20 protein-coding genes are annotated in these 19,951 nt (G+C 42.2%); 18 read left to right on the plus strand and 2 right to left on the minus strand.

Annotation, left to right across the window (positions count from 1 at the left end; all coding sequences use genetic code 11):
- The first annotated feature begins 2 nt into the window (after positions 1-2).
- The 4 genes from qseG to glnB all read left to right on the plus strand — a co-directional run bounded on the left by qseG (position 3) and on the right by glnB (position 4,273).
- The gene (gene qseG, locus I3B46_RS07380; RefSeq protein WP_004921434.1) at positions 3-854 is read left to right on the plus strand and encodes a two-component system QseEF-associated lipoprotein QseG; all 852 of its coding nucleotides are present in this window, start codon (positions 3-5) and stop codon (positions 852-854) included.
- Positions 841-2,181: a two-component system response regulator GlrR gene (gene glrR, locus I3B46_RS07385; RefSeq protein WP_004921431.1), complete on the plus strand. Its 1,341-nt coding sequence runs from the start codon at positions 841-843 to the stop codon at positions 2,179-2,181. Before qseG ends, glrR begins: the two co-directional genes overlap by 14 nt.
- 118 nt (positions 2,182-2,299) lie before the next feature.
- Complete coding sequence (locus I3B46_RS07390; RefSeq protein ID WP_104873601.1) at positions 2,300-3,922, plus strand: NAD+ synthase; 1,623 nt, start codon at positions 2,300-2,302, stop codon at positions 3,920-3,922.
- 12 nt (positions 3,923-3,934) lie between these two features.
- Positions 3,935-4,273 (plus strand): nitrogen regulatory protein P-II, encoded by a 339-nt coding sequence (glnB, locus tag I3B46_RS07395; protein ID WP_004921424.1) that lies wholly within the window; start codon positions 3,935-3,937, stop codon positions 4,271-4,273.
- A gap of 221 nt (positions 4,274-4,494) precedes the next feature.
- On the opposite strand, the gene hmpA is transcribed toward glnB, so the two are convergent.
- Positions 4,495-5,694 carry an NO-inducible flavohemoprotein gene (gene hmpA, locus I3B46_RS07400; RefSeq protein WP_104873600.1) on the minus strand — a complete coding sequence of 400 codons (1,200 nt, stop codon included), beginning with the start codon at positions 5,692-5,694 and terminating at the stop codon, positions 4,495-4,497.
- A gap of 351 nt (positions 5,695-6,045) precedes the next feature.
- Here hmpA and glyA point away from each other — a divergent pair, with 351 nt between their 5' ends.
- Positions 6,046-7,299: a serine hydroxymethyltransferase gene (gene glyA, locus I3B46_RS07405; protein ID WP_004921412.1), complete on the plus strand. Its 1,254-nt coding sequence runs from the start codon at positions 6,046-6,048 to the stop codon at positions 7,297-7,299.
- A gap of 81 nt (positions 7,300-7,380) precedes the next feature.
- Positions 7,381-8,532 carry a 3-phenylpropionate MFS transporter gene (locus I3B46_RS07410; protein WP_004921405.1) on the plus strand — a complete coding sequence of 384 codons (1,152 nt, stop codon included), beginning with the start codon at positions 7,381-7,383 and terminating at the stop codon, positions 8,530-8,532.
- Between the two features lie 219 nt (positions 8,533-8,751).
- Here I3B46_RS07410 and suhB read toward each other — a convergent pair whose 3' ends face one another.
- Entirely contained in the window at positions 8,752-9,555 is an 804-nt protein-coding gene (gene suhB, locus I3B46_RS07415) for an inositol-1-monophosphatase (RefSeq protein ID WP_004921404.1), read from the minus strand.
- A 125-nt stretch (positions 9,556-9,680) separates the two neighbouring features.
- Between suhB and trmJ the strand changes: the two genes are divergently transcribed.
- The 12 genes from trmJ (at position 9,681) to I3B46_RS07475 (ending at position 19,749) form a co-directional block, all read left to right on the plus strand.
- A complete protein-coding gene (gene trmJ, locus I3B46_RS07420) occupies positions 9,681-10,412 on the plus strand; it encodes a tRNA (cytosine(32)/uridine(32)-2'-O)-methyltransferase TrmJ (RefSeq protein WP_004921401.1) in 732 nt (243 codons plus the stop codon).
- Positions 10,413-10,518: 106 nt separating this feature from the next.
- Complete coding sequence (gene iscR / locus I3B46_RS07425) at positions 10,519-11,016, plus strand: Fe-S cluster assembly transcriptional regulator IscR (protein ID WP_004921396.1); 498 nt, start codon at positions 10,519-10,521, stop codon at positions 11,014-11,016.
- Positions 11,017-11,133: 117 nt separating this feature from the next.
- Positions 11,134-12,348, plus strand: coding sequence for an IscS subfamily cysteine desulfurase (locus I3B46_RS07430; RefSeq protein WP_014656323.1), 1,215 nt, complete (start codon positions 11,134-11,136; stop codon positions 12,346-12,348).
- Positions 12,349-12,372: 24 nt separating this feature from the next.
- Positions 12,373-12,759, plus strand: coding sequence for a Fe-S cluster assembly scaffold IscU (gene iscU / locus I3B46_RS07435; RefSeq protein WP_004921389.1), 387 nt, complete (start codon positions 12,373-12,375; stop codon positions 12,757-12,759).
- A gap of 148 nt (positions 12,760-12,907) precedes the next feature.
- Positions 12,908-13,231, plus strand: coding sequence for an iron-sulfur cluster assembly protein IscA (iscA, locus tag I3B46_RS07440; RefSeq protein WP_004921385.1), 324 nt, complete (start codon positions 12,908-12,910; stop codon positions 13,229-13,231).
- A gap of 157 nt (positions 13,232-13,388) precedes the next feature.
- Entirely contained in the window at positions 13,389-13,910 is a 522-nt protein-coding gene (gene hscB / locus I3B46_RS07445; RefSeq protein WP_004921381.1) for a co-chaperone HscB, read from the plus strand.
- An 11-nt stretch (positions 13,911-13,921) separates the two neighbouring features.
- The gene (gene hscA, locus I3B46_RS07450) at positions 13,922-15,772 is read left to right on the plus strand and encodes a Fe-S protein assembly chaperone HscA (protein ID WP_163761979.1); all 1,851 of its coding nucleotides are present in this window, start codon (positions 13,922-13,924) and stop codon (positions 15,770-15,772) included.
- 2 nt (positions 15,773-15,774) lie between these two features.
- Entirely contained in the window at positions 15,775-16,110 is a 336-nt protein-coding gene (gene fdx, locus I3B46_RS07455; RefSeq protein WP_004921377.1) for an ISC system 2Fe-2S type ferredoxin, read from the plus strand.
- Positions 16,111-16,143: 33 nt separating this feature from the next.
- Positions 16,144-16,344, plus strand: coding sequence for a Fe-S cluster assembly protein IscX (gene iscX, locus I3B46_RS07460; protein WP_053110534.1), 201 nt, complete (start codon positions 16,144-16,146; stop codon positions 16,342-16,344).
- Between the two features lie 162 nt (positions 16,345-16,506).
- On the plus strand, positions 16,507-17,802 hold the full coding sequence (pepB, locus tag I3B46_RS07465) for an aminopeptidase PepB (RefSeq protein ID WP_004921373.1): 1,296 nt from the start codon (positions 16,507-16,509) through the stop codon (positions 17,800-17,802).
- A 99-nt stretch (positions 17,803-17,901) separates the two neighbouring features.
- On the plus strand, positions 17,902-18,360 hold the full coding sequence (locus I3B46_RS07470; RefSeq protein WP_004921371.1) for an enhanced serine sensitivity protein SseB C-terminal domain-containing protein: 459 nt from the start codon (positions 17,902-17,904) through the stop codon (positions 18,358-18,360).
- Positions 18,361-18,786: 426 nt separating this feature from the next.
- On the plus strand, positions 18,787-19,749 hold the full coding sequence (locus I3B46_RS07475) for an Rpn family recombination-promoting nuclease/putative transposase (protein WP_104873598.1): 963 nt from the start codon (positions 18,787-18,789) through the stop codon (positions 19,747-19,749).
- Positions 19,750-19,951: the final 202 nt, after the last annotated feature.

Here is a 19,951-nt window from a genome sequence, read left to right on the forward strand (position 1 = left end):
TAATGGCAAATAGGTCTACAGATGTTTTGGTTGCATTACGCTTTGCGGTGTTACCAAAGCGATATATCGGGTTAACGAAAAAAAACTCTACATTCATCCAAAAGCAAAAAGCGGTGCATATAGGCGCGTTATTGTTGTCACTCATTTTAACGGGGTGTACGACTCAAAATGGGCAATCTTCTTTAGATACGTTAGCTCAAGTTGTTGTCCCTGAAGTTAAAGTGACCGATTACCGCTATGCGGCATGTGAGGGCGTTTGGGAAAATTATCAGCCTAATGCGCGAGAAAATGCACTTTTTTGGTTGAGGATGATGGACTGTGCCGATCGTCTCGACCCTGCTACAGCACGCAAGCAGGCATCACAGATACAGATTGAAAATTGGTCGGACGCATTTCAGCACAGTATCTTAATGGGCGCGGCTGAACCCACAATTGCTGAACGACGCAAAATGGTCGACAGTATGAACACTTTTAGCCTTAATTTCCCCACGGCAATTCGCCCGTTATTACAACTTTGGCGTGAACAACAGGTACAAACAATTAATCTTGCTGAAGCCAATTCTCGTTTTAAGCGGCTACAGCAAGATACAGACAATAAACTTGACCGTATGAAAGAAGAAAATGCCAGACTGGTATTTGAACTGAATACAACCTCACGTAAATTAGAAAATTTAACTGACATTGAGAGGCAACTCTCCTCTCGCAAACAAATTACCAATGAAACGGAAAAAGAGGTTGAAGCGGTAGATAAAAAGCAACCAAAAGAAGCGGCTAAAACGGAAAAACCAGTCGCTGAAGATGGTAACTCTTCAACTAATAACCCATCGGAGAATGAGCGCAATGACCAACCGTAAATCAGCAAATCTTCTGCTGGTGGATGATGATCCTAGTCTGCTGAAATTACTGGGTATGCGCTTAAGCAGTGAAGGTTTTAAAGTCACCACCGCGGAAAGTGGGCCAGAAGCGCTAAAATTGCTTCAAAAAGAAAAAATAGAGTTGGTGATTAGTGACTTGCGAATGGATGAAATGGATGGAATGGCTCTGTTCGATGAGATCCAGAAGCAACACCCTAATTTACCCGTGATAATCCTCACCGCCCATGGCTCAATTCCCGACGCCGTTGCAGCAACACAGCGCGGCGTATTTAGTTTCCTAACCAAACCTGTTGATAAAGATGCGCTCTACAAGGCCATTGATGAAGCATTGGCATTATCTTCAACACCAATCAGTGATGAAGAGTGGAGCGAAGGCATTGTTACTCGCAGCCCATTGATGATCCGACTGTTAGAACAAGCCCATATGGTCGCGCAATCGGATGTGAGCGTATTAATTAATGGGCAGAGTGGTACAGGTAAAGAGGTCTTAGCACAGGCAATCCATAAGGCAAGCCCACGGGCACGCAAGCCATTCATCGCGATTAACTGCGGCGCATTACCAGAACAATTACTTGAATCTGAGCTATTTGGCCATGCAAAAGGGGCCTTTACAGGGGCTGTGAGTAGCCGAGAAGGGCTATTCTTTGCCGCAAATGGGGGAACGCTATTTCTTGATGAAATCGGCGATATGCCAATGCCGCTGCAAGTTAAATTATTACGCGTATTACAAGAGCGCAAAGTACGTCCTCTTGGCAGTAATCGTGATTTAGATATTGATGTGCGTATTATCTCTGCAACACACCGTAATTTACCGAAGGCGATGGAAAAAAATGAGTTTCGTGAAGACCTCTATTATCGTCTGAATGTGGTGAATTTGCGCATCCCAGCCCTGAATGAGAGGGCGGAGGATATACCTATTTTAGCTAACCATTTACTACGTGAATCGGCATCAAGGCATAAGCCGTTTGTTCGTAGCTTTTCGACAGAAGCTATGAAGTGTTTGATGTCAGCCAGTTGGCCGGGCAACGTACGTCAATTGGTTAACGTCATTGAGCAATGCGTCGCATTGACTACAACACCTGTGATCAGTGAAGCGTTGGTTAGCCAAGCGTTACAAGGTGAAAATACGGCACTTCCAACGTTTGTTGAGGCACGTAACCAATTTGAGCTTAACTATCTACGTAAACTATTACAGATGACAAAAGGGAATGTGACACAAGCCGCTCGCATGGCAGGCAGAAATCGTACTGAATTTTATAAATTATTGGCACGTCATGATTTAGAGGCTAATGATTTTAAAGAATAATTGGCCTTATCATCTAAATTTATCGTGTTTAAGTCACTCAATTTATCGCTGCCGTGGTAATGGCTAGTGAAGAGTGAATTAAGGTATCAATATCAATGCTCGGGAGAAGAAATACCTTATGAGCCGTAAGCTTAATATTTCACTAGCTCAATTAAATTGGTTAGTTGGCGATATTGAAGGCAACTGTGAACGCATGTTGCAAGTTTTTGAAGAACAAAAGAATATCGCTGACATTGTTGTGTTCTCTGAGCTGTCACTCACGGGGTATCCACCGGAAGATCTTTTATTCCGTGCGGATTTTACCCAACGTTGTTTAGTGCAATTAGAACGCTTACAAAATGCGAGCACGGAAACAGCGATTGTTGTTGGTCACCCGTGGACAGAAGCGGGGAAAATGTATAACGCCCTCTCTTTTTTCTACCAAGGAAAACTCCTCACCCGCTATTTCAAACAAGAGCTGCCAAACTATGGTGTTTTTGATGAGCTTCGCTATTTCTCTGCGGGGGATAAAACCGGTGTGGTTGACTTTAAAGGTTACCGTATAGGCTTATTAATTTGTGAAGATATTTGGTTCGATGGGCCAGTGGATGCCGTTAAGCAAGCCGGTGCCGAACTATTGTTGACGATTAATGCCTCCCCATATGATCGTAACAAGGATCATAGTCGGAGTGATTTATTGGTAAGGCATTGCCAGCGTACACAATTACCTATCATCTATTTGAACCAAGTGGGCGGTCAGGATGAGTTAATTTTTGATGGTGGCTCTAAAGTGCTGGCGAGTGACGGTAAAATCACACATCAGCTGGTTGATTTTGATGAGCAAATCGTTAATTGCCAGTTTAATGAGTTATCCGCGGTACTGATGGAAAAGCTAGCACCAGCACTGTCACCAGTTGCACAGGTTTATCAAGGCTTGGTGATGGCAACTCGCGATTATATCAATAAAAATGGTTTTAATGGCGCTATACTCGGTTTATCCGGTGGGATTGATTCGGGATTAACAGTGGCAATAGCGGTGGATGCGATTGGCAAAGAACGCGTTCAGGCCGTGATGATGCCATTCCGCTATACCTCAGAAATGAGTATCCATGATGCCAAAGAGCAGGCTGAATTGCTTGGCGTTGAGTTTGATATTGTCTCAATCGAACCTATGTTTGATGCTTTTATGTCACAACTTCAACCAATGTTTGAAGGTACTGCTGTTGATACTACCGAAGAGAATTTACAGGCGCGTTGCCGTGCTGTTATTTTAATGGCGATGTCCAATAAGCGCCGTCGTTTAGTTTTAACGACCAGTAATAAAAGTGAATCTGCCGTTGGCTATTCAACCTTATATGGTGATATGGCGGGCGGTTTTGATGTTTTAAAAGATGTACCAAAGACATTGGTTTTTGAGTTAGCGAAATATCGTAATACGATCTCTCCTGCGATACCGCAACGTGTGATCGATAGGCCACCATCGGCGGAGCTGGCACCAGGGCAGCTCGATCAAGATAGCTTGCCGCCATACGATATTTTAGATGCGTTACTTGAAGCTTATGTGGAAAAAGATTATTCCGTGGCACAATTGATTGAGCAAGGCTTCGATGAAGCAACGGTTCATCGCGTTGTGCGTCTTGTCGATATTAACGAATATAAACGCCGTCAAGCGCCAGTTGGACCACGTATTACGGTGCGTAATTTCGGAAAAGATCGTCGTTATCCAATCACGTCAGGTTTTGGCCGTAAAAACTGGTCATAACAGGAATTATTTATGAAAAAAATTGATGCAATTATTAAGCCTTTTAAGCTGGATGATGTCCGAGAAGCGTTAGCGGAAGTGGGGATCACTGGGATGACGGTAACAGAAGTCAAAGGTTTTGGTCGCCAAAAAGGTCATACCGAGCTTTATCGTGGCGCCGAATATATGGTGGACTTCCTGCCTAAAGTCAAAATTGAAATTGTTGTGCCCGATGATATTGTCGAAAGCTGCGTAGAAACTATTATGCAGACGGCACAAACTGGCAAAATTGGTGATGGCAAAATTTTTGTCTACGATGTTGCTCGCGTGATCCGTATTCGTACTGGTGAGCAGGACGAAGAGGCGATTTAATTTCCATGCTTTTTTCGCGGCTCTAGTCACATTTCAAGGGAGCCGCGCCATCGACTCCTACTTACTACGCATTATTTAGGGAATGGTCGCGGGGCAAACATCATGGAATAGCTTAGTCATTATTTAATAAAAAGCGGTAACGGCATAAACACAGGAATGGGATTAAAAGAGTGTTTAGTATACAAAACCGTTACCGCGAAATTTAAATAGGTTATTTAAAATTAATTTAAAGGTAGAACTTTATGAGGGCCAAAGCACTCATAATGAATATTCTCTGCTGAAACGCCCATCTCAATCAGTTGTTTAGCGATGTATTGCATAAAGCCAACTGGACCACAGAAATAGAACTGCATATTTGGAACGTCTAACCACGCTTTAACCTGCGAAAGATCCATTAAGCCACTAAATTGATAATCAAATCCTTGTTTATCTTCTGCACGTGGCTGATTAAACCAAACAGCGGATTGGCTATGTGGATGGTGAGCAAGGTGTTTATTTACCTCATGATGGAACGCATGAACGGCACCATTTTCGGCGGCATGTAGCCAGTTAACTTGTGCTTCATGGCCTTCCTGAGTTAATGAATTGAGCATGCTCAGCATCGGTGTTAAACCGACACCCGCTGAAATGAGAGTGACAGGGGTTTTATTATCGATATCAATAAAGAAATCACCGCATGGTGGTGCTAAATGAACAATATCACCTTCATTTAAGTTTTGGTGAATATAATTGGAGACAACACCATTATCTTCACGTTTAACGGCAATACGATAACTACGACCATTTGGTGCTGTGGTCAGTGAATATTGGCGAATTTCTTGGTTAGTTAGGCTGTCATCATTGATATAAATAGTGATGTATTGGCCTGGACGATAATCTGCGACAGGCTGACCATCGACAGGGACAAACTCAAAGCTTGTGATCACATCACTTTGCGCCTGTTTAGCCGCAACACGGAATTCACGTAAACCTTCCCAGCCCCCTGTTTTATCTGCATTTTGGCGGTAAATTTCTGCTTCACGGTTGATAAAAATATCAGCAAGGACACCATAAGCTTTACCCCAAGCATCTAACACTTCTTGCCCTGGGTTGAGTAACTCATCGATAGCAGCCAATAAATTTTCCCCGACAATAGGGTAGTGTTCAGGTTTGATATTCAAGCTTGCATGTTTTTGTGCGATTTTTTCTACAGCGAAAATCAATGCTTCGGGCGTCTCAATATGTGTCGCATACGCGCAAACCGCATTAAATAAGGCTTCACGTTGTGAGCCGTTACTTTGATGCGTCATGTTAAAAATATCTTTCAGCTCAGGATGTTGTTTGAACATTCTGTCGTAGAAGTGAGCAGTTAGTTTGGGACCCGTTGCAGCAATGGCTGGGATAGTGGATTTAACAATAGCGATAGTTTGGCTGTCTAGCATACAGGCTCTCCTGAAATAATTTCATTCGATGATGAATTTTATAACATGTATTTTAAATGCAATTTATAACTTTTAACACACAAAGTAAATAGGTCTATTATAAAAAGAGTTTAAAAATAGAAACTTTATAAAAGAGTCACCCAATAAATAGGATTTAATCTTTTAGCAATGCGAATATGGCTGATTTTATCTTGGTATGCTTGATAGTCTTTTATGACTGAGAAAATTTATGCAAACGTTTGCGTATATTTTTTCTTTAGGGCTATCACCCTGAAGAAAAAGAGTTTACACTGTGTGCTATTGCGATAGTTTTGTTATCAACTTATTGAATGGCTGAGGCAGGAGAAGCGAATGTTAAAGCGTGAAATGAATATTGCAGATTATGATCCACAACTGTGGGAAGCAATGGAACAAGAAGTCGTCCGTCAAGAAGAACACATTGAGTTAATTGCTTCAGAAAACTATACCAGTCCACGAGTGATGCAAGCTCAGGGATCTCAGCTAACGAATAAATATGCAGAAGGCTACCCAGGCAAACGCTATTACGGTGGTTGTGAGTATGTTGACGTTGTCGAGCAATTAGCTATCGATCGTGCAAAAGCGCTGTTTGGTGCAGATTATGCTAACGTACAACCTCATTCAGGTTCACAGGCTAATGCGGCTGTTTATATGGCGTTGCTGCAACCGGGTGATACCGTATTGGGTATGAACCTTGCTCATGGTGGTCACTTGACCCATGGTTCACCTGTCAACTTCTCTGGCAAACTTTATAACATCGTTCCTTACGGTATCGATGAAAGCGGAAAAATCGACTACGAAGATATCAAAGCACAAGCATTGAAACATAAGCCAAAAATGATCATCGGTGGTTTCTCTGCATATTCTGGTATTGTTGATTGGGCTAAAATGCGTGAAATCGCAGATAGCATCAATGCTTATCTATTCGTTGATATGGCTCACGTTGCGGGTCTAATCGCAGCAGGCGTCTATCCTAACCCAGTTCCACACGCACATATTGTTACTACAACGACCCATAAAACATTAGCTGGCCCTCGTGGTGGTCTGATTTTGGCGAAAGGTGGTGACGAAGAACTGTACAAAAAACTGAACTCAGCCGTTTTCCCTGGCTCTCAAGGTGGCCCGTTAATGCATGTTATTGCAGGTAAAGCGGTCGCATTGAAAGAAGCGATGGAACCTGAATTTAAAGTTTATCAACAACAAGTTGCGAAAAATGCGAAAGCAATGGTAGAAATTTTCCAACAACGCGGTTATAAAGTAGTGTCCGGTGGCACAGAGAACCATCTGTTCTTAGTGGATCTGGTTGATAAAGGTATTACAGGTAAAGATGCTGACGCTGCATTGGGTCGTGCAAACATTACGGTGAATAAAAACAGCGTTCCTAACGATCCGAAAAGTCCATTTGTTACCTCTGGTATCCGCATTGGTACGCCAGCGATCACACGTCGTGGCTTTAATGAAGGCGATGCACGTGAACTGGCTGGTTGGATGTGCGATGTTCTGGATAACCTCAATGATGAAGCGACCATTGAACGTATCAAACAAAACGTATTGAATATCTGCGCAAAATACCCAGTTTACGCATAAAATAAAATTAATTTAGTTTCAAAACCCGCTTCTACACTTTGGTAAAAGCGGGTTTTTTGCATTGAAAAACAAGGAGGAGTGATGGTAATTCCATCAACTCGCTGGCTAGCGATTGATTATTTTACCTATTTTTTCGCTTACAGTATTTTTCTACCATTCTGGCCAATTTGGCTACAAGGTGAAGGTATTGATGCTGAAATGAGCGGGGTGTTATTAGGGATTGGGTTAGCTGCGCGTTTCCTTGGTGCAATGTTTATTACACCGATGGTTAAAGATCAATCCAAACTCATTAACGCATTAAGAATATTGGCAGGATTGTCTCTACTCTTTGCTGTTGCCTTTTCCTTTGGTTCCCATTGGGCATGGCTATTTTTTGTCATGACTGGGTTTAACTTATTTTTTGCGCCATTAGTGCCACTCGGTGACTCGCTGGCAGGAACATGGCAAAAGCAGTTTCCCTTTGATTATGGCAAAATTAGGCTTTGGGGCTCCGTCGCTTTTATTATTGGCTCCATAGCGATGGGATATTTCGCCGATATATTAGGTCATCAATCCATTATGGTGGCTTTAATTATTAGCTGCTTAGCTTTATTACTCACGGCAATGTTAACGCCTGCAATTATGCCTAAAGGCATACCTAAAGTTGCAGGAGAAGATAAACTCTCATTTAGACAACTCATTGCGGATAAAAACGTAGTGACGTTCCTAATTTGTGTCACCTTGTTGCAAGGCGCACATGCTGCATATTATGGCTATGCCTCTTTATTTTGGAAGGAAGCAGGCTATTCTGACATCGTTATAGGTCGCCTCTGGGCACTTGGCGTTGTTGCTGAAGTTGTGGTTTTTATGTTGAGTAACAAACTATTTCGCCGTTGGAGTTCACGAAATCTACTTTTGCTATCTGCCATCAGCGGCATCATTCGTTGGGGGCTAATGGGGGCATTTACCTCACTACCAGTCCTTATTGTTGTTCAGATATTGCACAGTGGAACCTTTACCGTATGCCACCTCGCTGCAATGCGTTTTATCAGTGCTCGAAAAGAAAATGAAATTATTCCATTACAAGGTGTTTATTCAGCATTAGCAACAGGGGGCGGTTTAGCTATCATCACTGTTGTGGTGGGGGCTATCTATGAGCGTGTGCCAGACAATCACGGTTTAGTCTTTTATTTAATGGCATTATTGGCGATCCCTGCTTTGTTTATTAGACCGAAAGTTGTAGCACAATCATAAGGTTAACTTGGGTTTGTTCCTAAATATCAGGGTTAGATATATATCTGAAGTGAATGAACAATCCAAAATCACTAACAAGAAGGCATTTTGGTGGTGTAATCGATAGTAAAAAACGTGACACTAAAATGCTTTCTATCAAATTGAGTTATCTTATGGTGGGTTATATGAGAGGGGAGAATTAAAGGCATTGGGGGAAGCCCCAACACCTTTATTAAATCATTAACGTTTCAGTGACTCGGATAATTCTTCACGCATCACAGATAAAATCTCTTTAACAATGCGTGGGCTACCCGCAACAATATTACCTGAAGCTAAGTAATTATGGTTGCCAACAAAATCCGTCATAATACCGCCAGCTTCACGCATGATCAGTTCACCACCTAAGAAATCCCATGGTTTTAAACCAATTTCATAGTAAGCATCGACACGACCCGCAGCGACGTAACACAAGTCAAGAGCCGCTGAGCCTGTACGGCGGAAGTCTGCACAGCTCTCAAACATTTTGCTCATGATGTTCATGAACACAACGGCGTGCTGTTTTTGCTTAAAGGGGAAACCGGTTGCCACGATCGCGCCATCGAGTTCACGAGCATCGGCACCACGTAGGCGATAACCATTTAATTGTGCGCCTTGACCACGAACAGCGGTAAATAACTCGTTACGCATAGGATCGTAAACAGCGGCGACTTCTGTACGGCCTTTAATACGAACCGCGATAGAAACAGCAAAGTGAGGGAAACGTTTTGTGAAGTTAGTAGTGCCATCCAGTGGATCGATTACCCATTGAATATCATCTTCTTTACCAAGTAACTCACCACTTTCTTCAGTAATGATAGTGTGGTCAGGATAAGATTTACGGATGACCTCGATAATTAAATGTTCTGCTTCACGGTCAACGTTGGTGACGAAATCGTTAGAGCCTTTTTGAGTGATTTGAACATTGTCAGGCGTTTCATAGCTTTTTGCTATGTGGTTGCCAGCCTTACGCGCAGCACGTATGGCGATATTTAGCATCGGATGCATGGGCTTTTTCCACTGGAATGTTAAAGAACGAAAAACTTTGAGTGGGCGGATTATATAGATGTTCGTCACAATAAGCAATTTTGTGTTAGACTCTTGCGATTATTTTTTAGAAAAACGACTAAACCATGTTAGACAATATCCGCATTATCCTTGTTGAGACCTCACACACTGGCAATATGGGCTCTACTGCTAGAGCCATGAAAACCATGGGTTTATCCAACCTTTATCTCGTTAATCCACAAGTACAGCCTGACTCGCATGCGATTGCGCTTTCTGCAGGAGCCAGCGATGTTATTGGCAATGCCACGATAGTCAATTCATTGGATGAAGCTCTAGAAGGGTGTAAATTAGTCATTGGCACGAGCGCGCGCTCCCGGACACTTTCTTGGCCGATGGTTGCACCGCGTGAATGTGGCGAAAAATCAGTGATGCAAGCGAAAACGGCGCCTGTTGCCATAATTTTTGGCCGTGAGCGTATTGGGCTGACCAATGAAGAGCTGCAAAAATGCCAGTACCATCTTTATATACCTACCAATCCTGAATATGGTTCATTAAACCTTGCGATGGCGGTTCAGTTGGTCAGTTACGAAATTCGCATGGCCTATTTAGCCCTAGAGGAAAAAAACGCAGTGAACTCGGAGGAGGATGAGGTAGAATATCCGCCGGTAGAAGATATTGAGCGTTTTTATGTGCATCTTGAAAGTGTGTTGAATGAATCAGGGTTTATTCGTAAGGCGCATCCGGGCCTAATTATGAATAAATTGAGACGTTTATACACCCGTGCACACATTGAAACTCAGGAGCTACATATTTTACGTGGTATCCTGACTTCAATGGAAAAATGGGCAAAAAAATGAGTTATCACTCCGTGAAAAATACTTGAGTAAATTAGTCAGGTAAATAGTTGACTAAATTAGTCGGGAATGTCACAATTGGGCAATATTTTACCACGGAGTATATGTTATGAGACTCACTTCCAAAGGGCGTTATGCAGTAACGGCGATGTTAGATGTCGCATTACACTCTCAGACAGGGCCTGTACCTTTAGCTGATATTTCTGAGCGTCAGGGAATTTCCCTCTCTTATCTTGAGCAACTTTTCGCTCGTCTACGCAAAAACGAGCTTGTTTCGAGTGTTCGTGGCCCAGGTGGTGGTTATTTGCTAGGCCGCGATGCTGATCAAATTTTTGTTGCTCAAGTAATTGCCGCGGTTGATGAATCTGTTGATGCGACACGTTGTCAAGGCAACAAAGAAGGTTGTCAAAATGGTGACCGTTGTCTAACGCATGCGCTGTGGCGTGATTTGAGCGATAGGATCACAAGCTTCCTAAGCAGCATTAGCCTTGATGAATTAGTTAAAAATCAAGAAGTCATAGATGTCGCCGATAGACAAGATAACGAAAAACGTCGGGCAACATTAGGTGGTCTTTCACCTGAAACGATTATTAATGTCCGTGCTTAATTATATAATATTTTAATAAATTGCAGTTGATACACAAAATGATGGGGTTCGAATGAATGATCATCATAGGTATCGTTAGAAAATGAAGACAATTTTGTCTTTTGGAGTAAGTGAGCAATGAAATTACCGATTTATCTTGATTATTCAGCAACAACACCCGTTGACCCACGTGTTGCTGAAAAAATGATGCAATGTCTAACAATGGACGGCATTTTTGGTAACCCCGCTTCGCGCTCTCACCGTTTTGGGTGGCAAGCAGAAGAGGCCGTTGATATTGCACGTAATCAAATCGCAGAATTGGTGAATGCCGATCCACGCGAAATTGTCTTTACTTCAGGTGCAACAGAATCTGATAACTTAGCTATCAAAGGTGCCGCTAATTTCTATCAAAAGAAAGGCAAGCACATTGTCACTTGTAAAACAGAGCACAAAGCAGTTTTAGACACCTGCCGCCAGCTTGAGCGTGAAGGGTTTGAAGTGACTTACCTTGCACCACAAAGCAATGGTTTGATTGACCTGAAAGATTTAGAAGCTGCTTTACGCGACGATACTATCCTTGTTTCTATTATGCATGTGAATAATGAAATTGGTGTCGTTCAAGATATCGCAGCCATCGGTGAAATGTGCCGTAGCCGCAACATTATTTTCCATGTCGACGCCACTCAAAGCGTTGGTAAACTCCCTATCGACCTGTCCACTCTGAAAGTGGATTTGATGTCATTCTCTGCACATAAACTGTATGGCCCTATGGGTATCGGTGCTTTGTATGTGCGTCGTAAACCACGTGTTCGCCTTGAAGCTCAACAACACGGTGGTGGTCATGAGCGTGGTATGCGTTCTGGTACATTACCTGTCCATCAAATCGTTGGGATGGGTGAGGCTTACCGTATCGCAAAAGAAGAAATGGCTGAGGAGTCAGCACGCTTACGTAAACTGCGCATGCGTCTTTGGAATGGCATTAAAGATATTGAAGAAGTTTACCTCAATGGTGATTTAGAGAACGGTGCTCCACACATTCTGAATGTCAGCTTCAACTATGTTGAAGGTGAATCGCTGATGATGTCTCTTAAAGATTTAGCGGTATCATCTGGCTCTGCATGTACTTCTGCAAGCCTAGAACCTTCTTATGTTCTACGTGCCCTTGGAATGAATGATGAACTTGCTCACAGTTCTATTCGTTTTTCTTTAGGTCGCTTTACAACAGAAGAAGAAATTGACTATGCAATCAAACAGATTCATGGCGCAATTGGCCACTTACGTGAACTGTCTCCTTTATGGGAAATGTTCAAAGACGGCGTAGATCTTAACAGCATCGAATGGTCTCACCATTAATCAGACAGTTTCAGGAGTTTAAAAATGGCATATAGTGAAAAAGTCATCGATCATTATGAAAATCCACGTAATGTGGGTTCATTCGACAATAACGACCCAAGCGTAGGTAGCGGGATGGTTGGCGCGCCAGCTTGTGGTGATGTGATGAAACTGCAAATCAAAGTAAATGATAATGGAATCATTGAAGATGCGCGTTTCAAGACTTACGGCTGTGGCTCAGCAATTGCTTCAAGTTCACTTGTCACTGAGTGGATGAAAGGTAAAAGCTTAGATGAAGCCGAAGCGATTAAAAATACAGCTATCGCTGAAGAGCTAGAATTACCACCAGTGAAAATTCACTGTTCGATTCTTGCTGAAGATGCAATTAAAGCAGCCATTGCGGATTATAAAAGCAAACGCCAAGGCAAATAAGGCTTTAATTCCGGCTAATGGGCACATGGACATAAATAACTAAAATCCGTGTGATGAAAACATCGGTCGGTATAATTGATTAATTTTTAAGGCGGATGCTACCAATTAGTGAGTATCTGCCTTGTTTGTTTCTATAGTGAGGTTCGCAATGTCTATTTCTCTAACAGAAAGTGCTGCGCAACGTATTCAAGCTTTCCTCGCAAGCCGTGGTAAAGGTGAAGGTTTACGCCTTGGTGTCAGAACATCAGGTTGCTCAGGCATGGCCTATATTCTCGAATTTGCAGATATTATCAATGAAGAAGATACCGTTTTTGAAGATAAAGGTGTCAAAGTGATCGTTGATGGTAAAAGCATTGTCTACTTAGACGGTACTGAGCTAGATTTTGTCAAAGAAGGCTTAAATGAAGGTTTTAAATTCAATAACCCCAATGTCAGCAGTGAGTGCGGTTGTGGTGAAAGCTTTCACGTATAATGTCTTTTTATAGGCAATATTTTTAACTAATGCATTTCGTGGCTCCTGACACCTATCGAAAGCGAATATTCGCGCTGATTATTTAACATTGTGAGTGAGTTTTGATAGCTAACTAGACGAAGTGCATGAGTGCGTCAGTTCGAGAAACTAAGTACTTATGGATTATTTTACTCTTTTTGGGTTAACGCCCAACTATGCGATCGATAATGAACAATTAACGCAACGTTTTCAATCGCTACAGCGCCAATACCATCCAGATCGCTTTGCTGCCTGTACGGAACAGGAAAAAATGCAAGCGCTTCAACAAGCGGCAACGATCAATGCGGCTTACCAAGCTCTTCGTCATCCACTAAAACGTGCCGAATATATGTTATTACTACAAGGGATTGATATTAATAACGAACAACATACTATGCACGACACTGCATTCTTAATGGAGCAATTAGAGCTACGAGAAGAGCTCGATAATATTGAGCACCATAATAATGCGACTGATTTGCTTACAGCGTTCATGACGAAAGTAAAACAAATGCAAAAAACACGTTCCGCATTGATGGTTGAGCAACTCGATAGTGCACAGTGGGAATTGGCGGCAGATACGGTACGTAAATTGCGTTTTCTCGATAAATTACAGCAACAAGCTGAACAACTCGAAGAACGTTTACTGGATGATTTTTAAGAGAAACGATTATGGCTTTACTTCAAATCAGCGAACCAGGCATGACAGCCGCACCACATCAACGTAAATTGGCGGCGGGGATTGATCTTGGTACGACTCACTCTTTGGTCGCCACGGTACGTAGCGGTGAAGCAACGGCTTTACCTGATCATGATGGGCGTTATTTACTACCATCGGTCGTCAATTATCAATCCGATAATAAACAAGTGGGCTGGGCGGCAAAACAGCTAGCAGAGCGTGACCCTGTTAATACCATTATTTCGGTAAAAAGAATGATGGGGCGTTCATTGGCTGACATCCAACAACGTTATCCCGACCTACCTTATCGTTTCACTGCTAGTGAAAATGGGCTTCCTTTTATTCAAACGGCAGCAGGGCAAGTTGATCCGATCCAAGTTTCTTCAGATATTTTAAAAACGCTAGCAAAGAGAGCGGAAGAAACATTAGGCGGAGAAATGGATGGTGTCGTGATCACCGTACCCGCTTATTTCGATGACGCACAACGCCAAGGAACAAAAGATGCAGCCCGCCTTGCCGGTTTACATGTTCTCCGTTTATTAAATGAACCGACAGCGGCGGCTATTGCCTATGGTCTTGATTCAGGCCAAGAAGGGGTCATCGCTGTTTATGATTTAGGAGGCGGAACATTTGATGTTTCTATTTTGCGCCTAAGTCGTGGTGTGTTTGAAGTCCTTGCTACAGGGGGCGATACCGCACTGGGCGGCGATGATTTTGACCAAGCATTAGCCAAATGGATTGCCGAGCAAGCAAGTATTCAGACACAAGGTGACCACCATTTAAATCGTCAATTACTGAATGCTGCAACCGAAGCGAAAATCGCACTTAGTGAGGCTGAAACCGCACAAATTTCATTGCCACAATGGCAAGGAGAAATTCAGCGTGAGGTGTTTGAACAGTTAATACAAAACCATGTGAAACGCACATTAATGGCCTGCCGTCGTGCATTGAAAGATGCACATGTAGATGCTGATGACGTGTTAAATGTGGTGATGGTTGGTGGCTCTACCCGCGTGCCTTTAGTCAGAAATAAGGTTGGTGAATTTTTTGGTAAACAACCATTAACTTCGATTGATCCTGACAAAGTAGTAGCCATTGGTGCTGCCATCCAAGCTGATATTTTAGTGGGCAATAAGCCTGATAGTGACATGTTGCTGTTAGATGTTATCCCATTGTCGTTAGGTCTTGAAACGATGGGGGGATTAGTCGAAAAAATTATCCCTCGTAATACCACGATACCTGTAGCACGTGCCCAAGAGTTTACGACGTTTAAAGACGGACAAACAGCGATGTCTGTGCATGTGGTACAAGGTGAGCGTGAAATGGTTTCAGATTGCCGTTCATTAGCACGTTTTTCATTACGCGATATTCCGCCAATGGCTGCTGGTGGTGCTCATATTCGTGTCACTTTCCAAGTGGATGCGGATGGCTTGTTAAGCGTCAGTGCAATGGAAAAATCGACGGGAGTAGCCGCTTCTATTCAGGTGAAGCCCTCATATGGGTTAACTGATACTGAAATTTCAAGCATGATTAAAGATTCAATGACTAATGCGCAAGATGATTTAAATGCGCGCCGTTTAGCGGAACAAAAAGTTGAAGCCGCAAGAGTGCTTGAGAGTTTGACTAGTGCATTAGAGCAAGATGCTAATCTATTGACTCCCGACGAAGAGTCAGCGATTGATAATGCCGTCAATATATTAATTGAAGCAGTAGAAGGCACAGACCCTACTGCTATTGAAAATGCCATTAAACAACTGGATAAGCAATCACAGGGGTTTGCGGCGCGTCGAATGGATGCTTCTATTCGCCAAGCGCTATCAGGCCAATCTGTGGATGAGATATAATTATGCCTAAAATAGTTTTTCTACCTCATACAGAATTATGTCCGGAAGGTGCAGTTGTTGATGCACAACAGGGCGAGTCAATTTTAAATGCAGCATTGCGAGTTGGCATTGAACTTGAACATGCATGTGAAAAATCATGTGCTTGTACAACTTGTCACTGTATTGTTCGCGAAGGCTTTGATTCTCTCGAAGAGAGCAGCGAATTAGAAGATGACATGCTGGATAAGGCATGGGGATTAGAACCAGAAAGTCGCTTAAGCTGCCAAGCTTTGGTCGCTGACGAAGATTTGGTTGTTGAGATCCCAAAATATACAATTAATCACGCTCGTGAGCATTAATACTGATATAATCCGCTGTGTGGGGAAGCAAATATGAGCCTTAAATGGTCGAATAGCCGAGAAATCGGTGAAGCACTGTACGATGCGTATCCTGATTTGGATCCAAAAACTGTGCGCTTTACGGATATGCACCGATGGATTTGTGAATTAGAAGAGTTCGACGATGATCCACAAAAATCCAACGAGAAAATCTTAGAAGCCATTTTATTGGTTTGGTTGGATGAGTTCGAATAATTTTCAAATTTGATAGATAAACCGGGCAACTCGTCCGGTTTTTATTTATGAGCACTATCTTGATACCTATTTGGCCGTTAATCGGTTAAGTTACTTCTATCAGCGACTGATTTAGACAAGAGCTGCCTGTAAAAAACAGATACAGATAAAGTGGGAGAAACGATGACAAAACAAATTATGCCAGTAATGATTTCATTTGAAGCCGCGGCACCTTGTTGGGGTGAAGGGGCGTTAGTGAGTTCTGGCGATAAAGGAATAACTATTCATTTAAAGCATCCGGGTAAGTTGTGCGCGGTACAAAGTGCAGGGCGTAAATTGGATAGCCAAGGTATTCGTAATGTTTCTTTAACGGGTGAAGGTTGGGATCTAGAAAAAAGTTGGGCATTTTGGCAAGGTTTTCGTGCACCAAAAGGGGCAAGAACAATAGAGTGGCCAGTTTTGCCAGAAGCGGATCGCCAAGAATTAGAAAACCGTATCCGTACAATTGATTGGGTACGCGATGTGATCAATGCGCCAGCGGATGAGTTAGGGCCAGAGCAACTGGCGCAACGTGCGATTGATTTGTTGTGTCATATTAATGCCGAAGATATCAGTTACCGTATCATTAAAGGTGATGATCTACTTGAGCAAGGGTATGCAGGTATTCATACGGTAGGTCGTGGTTCAAGCCGTGCGCCTGCTTTATTAGCGTTAGATTACAACCCTACAGGCAACCCCCACGCGGCTGTTTTTGCCTGCTTAGTTGGGAAAGGGATCACATTTGATTCAGGTGGCTATAGTATCAAACCTTCATCATCCATGAACTCAATGAAAGCAGATATGGGTGGGGCAGCAACGCTGGTTGGTTCTCTGGCACTCGCTATTAATCGTGGTCTGAAAAAACGCGTTAAATTGTTCCTTTGCTTGGCTGACAATATGGTTAGCAGTAATGCCTTTAAATTAGGTGATATCATCCGTTACCGCAATGGCAAGTCTGTTGAAGTGATGAACACAGATGCAGAAGGTCGTTTAGTTTTGGCTGATGGCTTGATTGATGCAAGTAAAGAGCAACCATCGCTGATTATTGATGCGGCAACTTTAACGGGGGCTGCAAAAACCGCAGTTGGCAACGACTATCATTCAGTGCTTAGCTTTGATGATAAACTGGTTGCTGAGCTTATGGATGCTTCAAATGAAGAGTTTGAACTGTTTTGGCGCTTACCGCTGGCTGAATTCCACCGCCAGCAATTGCCGTCGGGGTTTGCAGACCTAAATAACATTGCTGCACCATCCCATACAGCAGGTGCAAGTACCGCAGCCGCATTCCTATCCCATTTTGTTGAGAATTATCGTCAAAACTGGGTGCATATTGATTGTTCAGCAACGTACCGTAAATCACCAGTGAGCCTGTGGGCTGAAGGTGCAACGGGAATTGGTGTAAGAACGATAGCAAACTTACTGATGAAAAAAGCAGGCTAAAAAGTTTTATCTTAATAAACATTAGCGGGGACGAAGGGGGCGACTTTTCGTGCCCGTTTTTTTATTATAGGGTTAATTATTTTTCTATGAGGCATAAGCATGTCGCAGCAATCCGAATCGAATAAACCTTTTAGCAACGATAACAATATCGAATTTACTGAGTTGGTTATTCCTCAAGGGGCATCGTTAAAATTAAGCGCACTTGAAGAAGAGCCTGAAGCATTAGTAGGGGTCTTAACTGAATGTTTTAAACAGCATAAGGTGGTACGCCGTGCCTTTTTAGTATCTGCCCAAGAAGAAAACCAAGAGGGTGATGAAGCTATTTTAATGGTGGCATTAGAGTTTGTGCCAGGAACTGAGAATATCGATGAGATTATTCATCAAGCGGGAACATTAGCGTGTGAATATTTAGACGATAATGAGTCCATTGATTTTTGTTTAGTTAATGAAGCAGAAAAGGGTATTAGCCATTTTATTACCGAACATATTCAACCTTTCTATCAACGTAAGTTAGGCAGTTGGTTACGTGATTCAATCCCAATTAAAAACACCAAATAAGCTTCTGCAGTGGGTTAGTGGCCCACTGTGGGGTAGTTATCCCTCATTAAACCAATAGCTTAAATAACCTAAGCAGCGAGCGTCATTACATATAGCGTTTCAGAATCATACTATTTTTCAGAGAAACTTTTGTCGTGAGTTAATTGAGCGACTAATGACCTTTTCAGTATTGAGATGATAGGTTTGTCATGTAATGACAAATAGTAGGGTACATCGTCCATATTGATGGTTAAATAGTTTAAAGTCATAAATATTGCTGTGTCGATAACGATATGGCTAGTGTGAGTGTAGTCAGTAACGACTTAATATATGACGAGTTATAGTGGTCATTTAAAATACGATGCTCCCTTCTAAGGCAATCACCAAAATCGCCTGCAAATAAATATCACAATGATTTTTATAGGTCTGCTTAGATAAGGTTCGCTAATGAAGAAAGTACAACGACACTCAGCTCACGATGCGGCATTTAAAGGTTTCATGGCGCAAATAGAAAATGCTAAAGATTTTTTTCATTTTCATTTACCAGAGCATATTCATGCATTATGTGATTTTGAAACATTAACTCTCACTAATTCTTCTTTCATAGACAAACAATTGCGTTCACGATTATCAGATGTGTTGTATTCAGTTCAAACGACAGAAGGAGAAGGGTATATTTACTTACTCGTCGAACATCAATCTTCACCAGACAAATTGATGGCATGGCGATTAATGCATTATGCATTTTTAGCGATGAATCAGCATTTGCAACAAGGGCATAAGAACTTGCCACTAGTCGTACCTGTTTTGTTTTATCACGGGGAGAGTTCACCTTATCCATATTCACAATTATGGACTGACTGTTTTCCTCTCGCGGATATGGCTAATAACTTGTACACACGTTCTTTTCCTTTAGTCGATGTCACGGTTATTGATGATAATGAAATTGTTAATTATCGTAAGGTTGCAATTATGGAATTGGCTATGAAACATAAGCATTTGCGGGAGGAAAGTGAGCATGTGATCTCCCTATTGGCTCAAGCGCTCAATAATCACTATAATACTGATAGCGATGTCATCACTATTCTCAACTATCTATTTTTTACGATGGATGCAGAAAATGTTGAGAAAATAGTCCAACAGTTGAGTGAAAAAACTGAAAAGCATCAAGAGGTTATTATGAATATTGCACAACGTTTGCAAGATAAAGGTGTAAAAGCAGGTTGGGAAAAAGGGCATCAACAAGGTCTGGAAGAGGGCATTGAAAAAGGCATTGAAAAAGGTATTGAAAAAGGCAAACATGAGGCAAATCTTGCCACCGCTAGAACACTTTTAAAAAATGGAATTAGCCTTGAGTTAATTATGGAAAGTACAGGGCTAAGCCAAGAAGAACTTATTTCCCTCCAGTGATGTGACAGGTGCCCTGCTTTGTTGATGTGAAGGGCTCTATTTTTTCTTTGTATCTTACAAAATCATCACAACACCGCCTACTGATACATTAATGGATTATCTTATGTGCGTTAATATCTGTTTTATCTGTACTGATGCCTAAAATAGTTAGGGTTTTTTCCGCTTTGTCTTATAGGTACTAATCGCACAATCTGTTAAATTG

The organism is Providencia sp. 2.29 (genome assembly GCF_015832305.1).
GTDB classification, from domain to species: Bacteria; Pseudomonadota; Gammaproteobacteria; order Enterobacterales; family Enterobacteriaceae; genus Providencia; species Providencia stuartii.

Coding starts and splice junctions, on each gene's coding strand:
- hscA (WP_163761979.1), top strand. CDS start 13,922: ATGGCTTTACTTCAAATCAGCGAACCAGGCATGACAGCCGCACCACAT.
- iscX (WP_053110534.1), top strand. CDS start 16,144: ATGAGCCTTAAATGGTCGAATAGCCGAGAAATCGGTGAAGCACTGTAC.
- iscR (WP_004921396.1), top strand. CDS start 10,519: ATGAGACTCACTTCCAAAGGGCGTTATGCAGTAACGGCGATGTTAGAT.
- I3B46_RS07410 (WP_004921405.1), top strand. CDS start 7,381: ATGGTAATTCCATCAACTCGCTGGCTAGCGATTGATTATTTTACCTAT.
- hscB (WP_004921381.1), top strand. CDS start 13,389: ATGGATTATTTTACTCTTTTTGGGTTAACGCCCAACTATGCGATCGAT.
- qseG (WP_004921434.1), top strand. CDS start 3: ATGGCAAATAGGTCTACAGATGTTTTGGTTGCATTACGCTTTGCGGTG.
- pepB (WP_004921373.1), top strand. CDS start 16,507: ATGACAAAACAAATTATGCCAGTAATGATTTCATTTGAAGCCGCGGCA.
- I3B46_RS07470 (WP_004921371.1), top strand. CDS start 17,902: ATGTCGCAGCAATCCGAATCGAATAAACCTTTTAGCAACGATAACAAT.
- trmJ (WP_004921401.1), top strand. CDS start 9,681: ATGTTAGACAATATCCGCATTATCCTTGTTGAGACCTCACACACTGGC.
- I3B46_RS07430 (WP_014656323.1), top strand. CDS start 11,134: ATGAAATTACCGATTTATCTTGATTATTCAGCAACAACACCCGTTGAC.
- I3B46_RS07390 (WP_104873601.1), top strand. CDS start 2,300: ATGAGCCGTAAGCTTAATATTTCACTAGCTCAATTAAATTGGTTAGTT.
- hmpA (WP_104873600.1), bottom strand. CDS start 5,694: ATGCTAGACAGCCAAACTATCGCTATTGTTAAATCCACTATCCCAGCC.
- iscU (WP_004921389.1), top strand. CDS start 12,373: ATGGCATATAGTGAAAAAGTCATCGATCATTATGAAAATCCACGTAAT.
- fdx (WP_004921377.1), top strand. CDS start 15,775: ATGCCTAAAATAGTTTTTCTACCTCATACAGAATTATGTCCGGAAGGT.
- suhB (WP_004921404.1), bottom strand. CDS start 9,555: ATGCATCCGATGCTAAATATCGCCATACGTGCTGCGCGTAAGGCTGGC.
- I3B46_RS07475 (WP_104873598.1), top strand. CDS start 18,787: ATGAAGAAAGTACAACGACACTCAGCTCACGATGCGGCATTTAAAGGT.
- glnB (WP_004921424.1), top strand. CDS start 3,935: ATGAAAAAAATTGATGCAATTATTAAGCCTTTTAAGCTGGATGATGTC.
- glrR (WP_004921431.1), top strand. CDS start 841: ATGACCAACCGTAAATCAGCAAATCTTCTGCTGGTGGATGATGATCCT.
- glyA (WP_004921412.1), top strand. CDS start 6,046: ATGTTAAAGCGTGAAATGAATATTGCAGATTATGATCCACAACTGTGG.
- iscA (WP_004921385.1), top strand. CDS start 12,908: ATGTCTATTTCTCTAACAGAAAGTGCTGCGCAACGTATTCAAGCTTTC.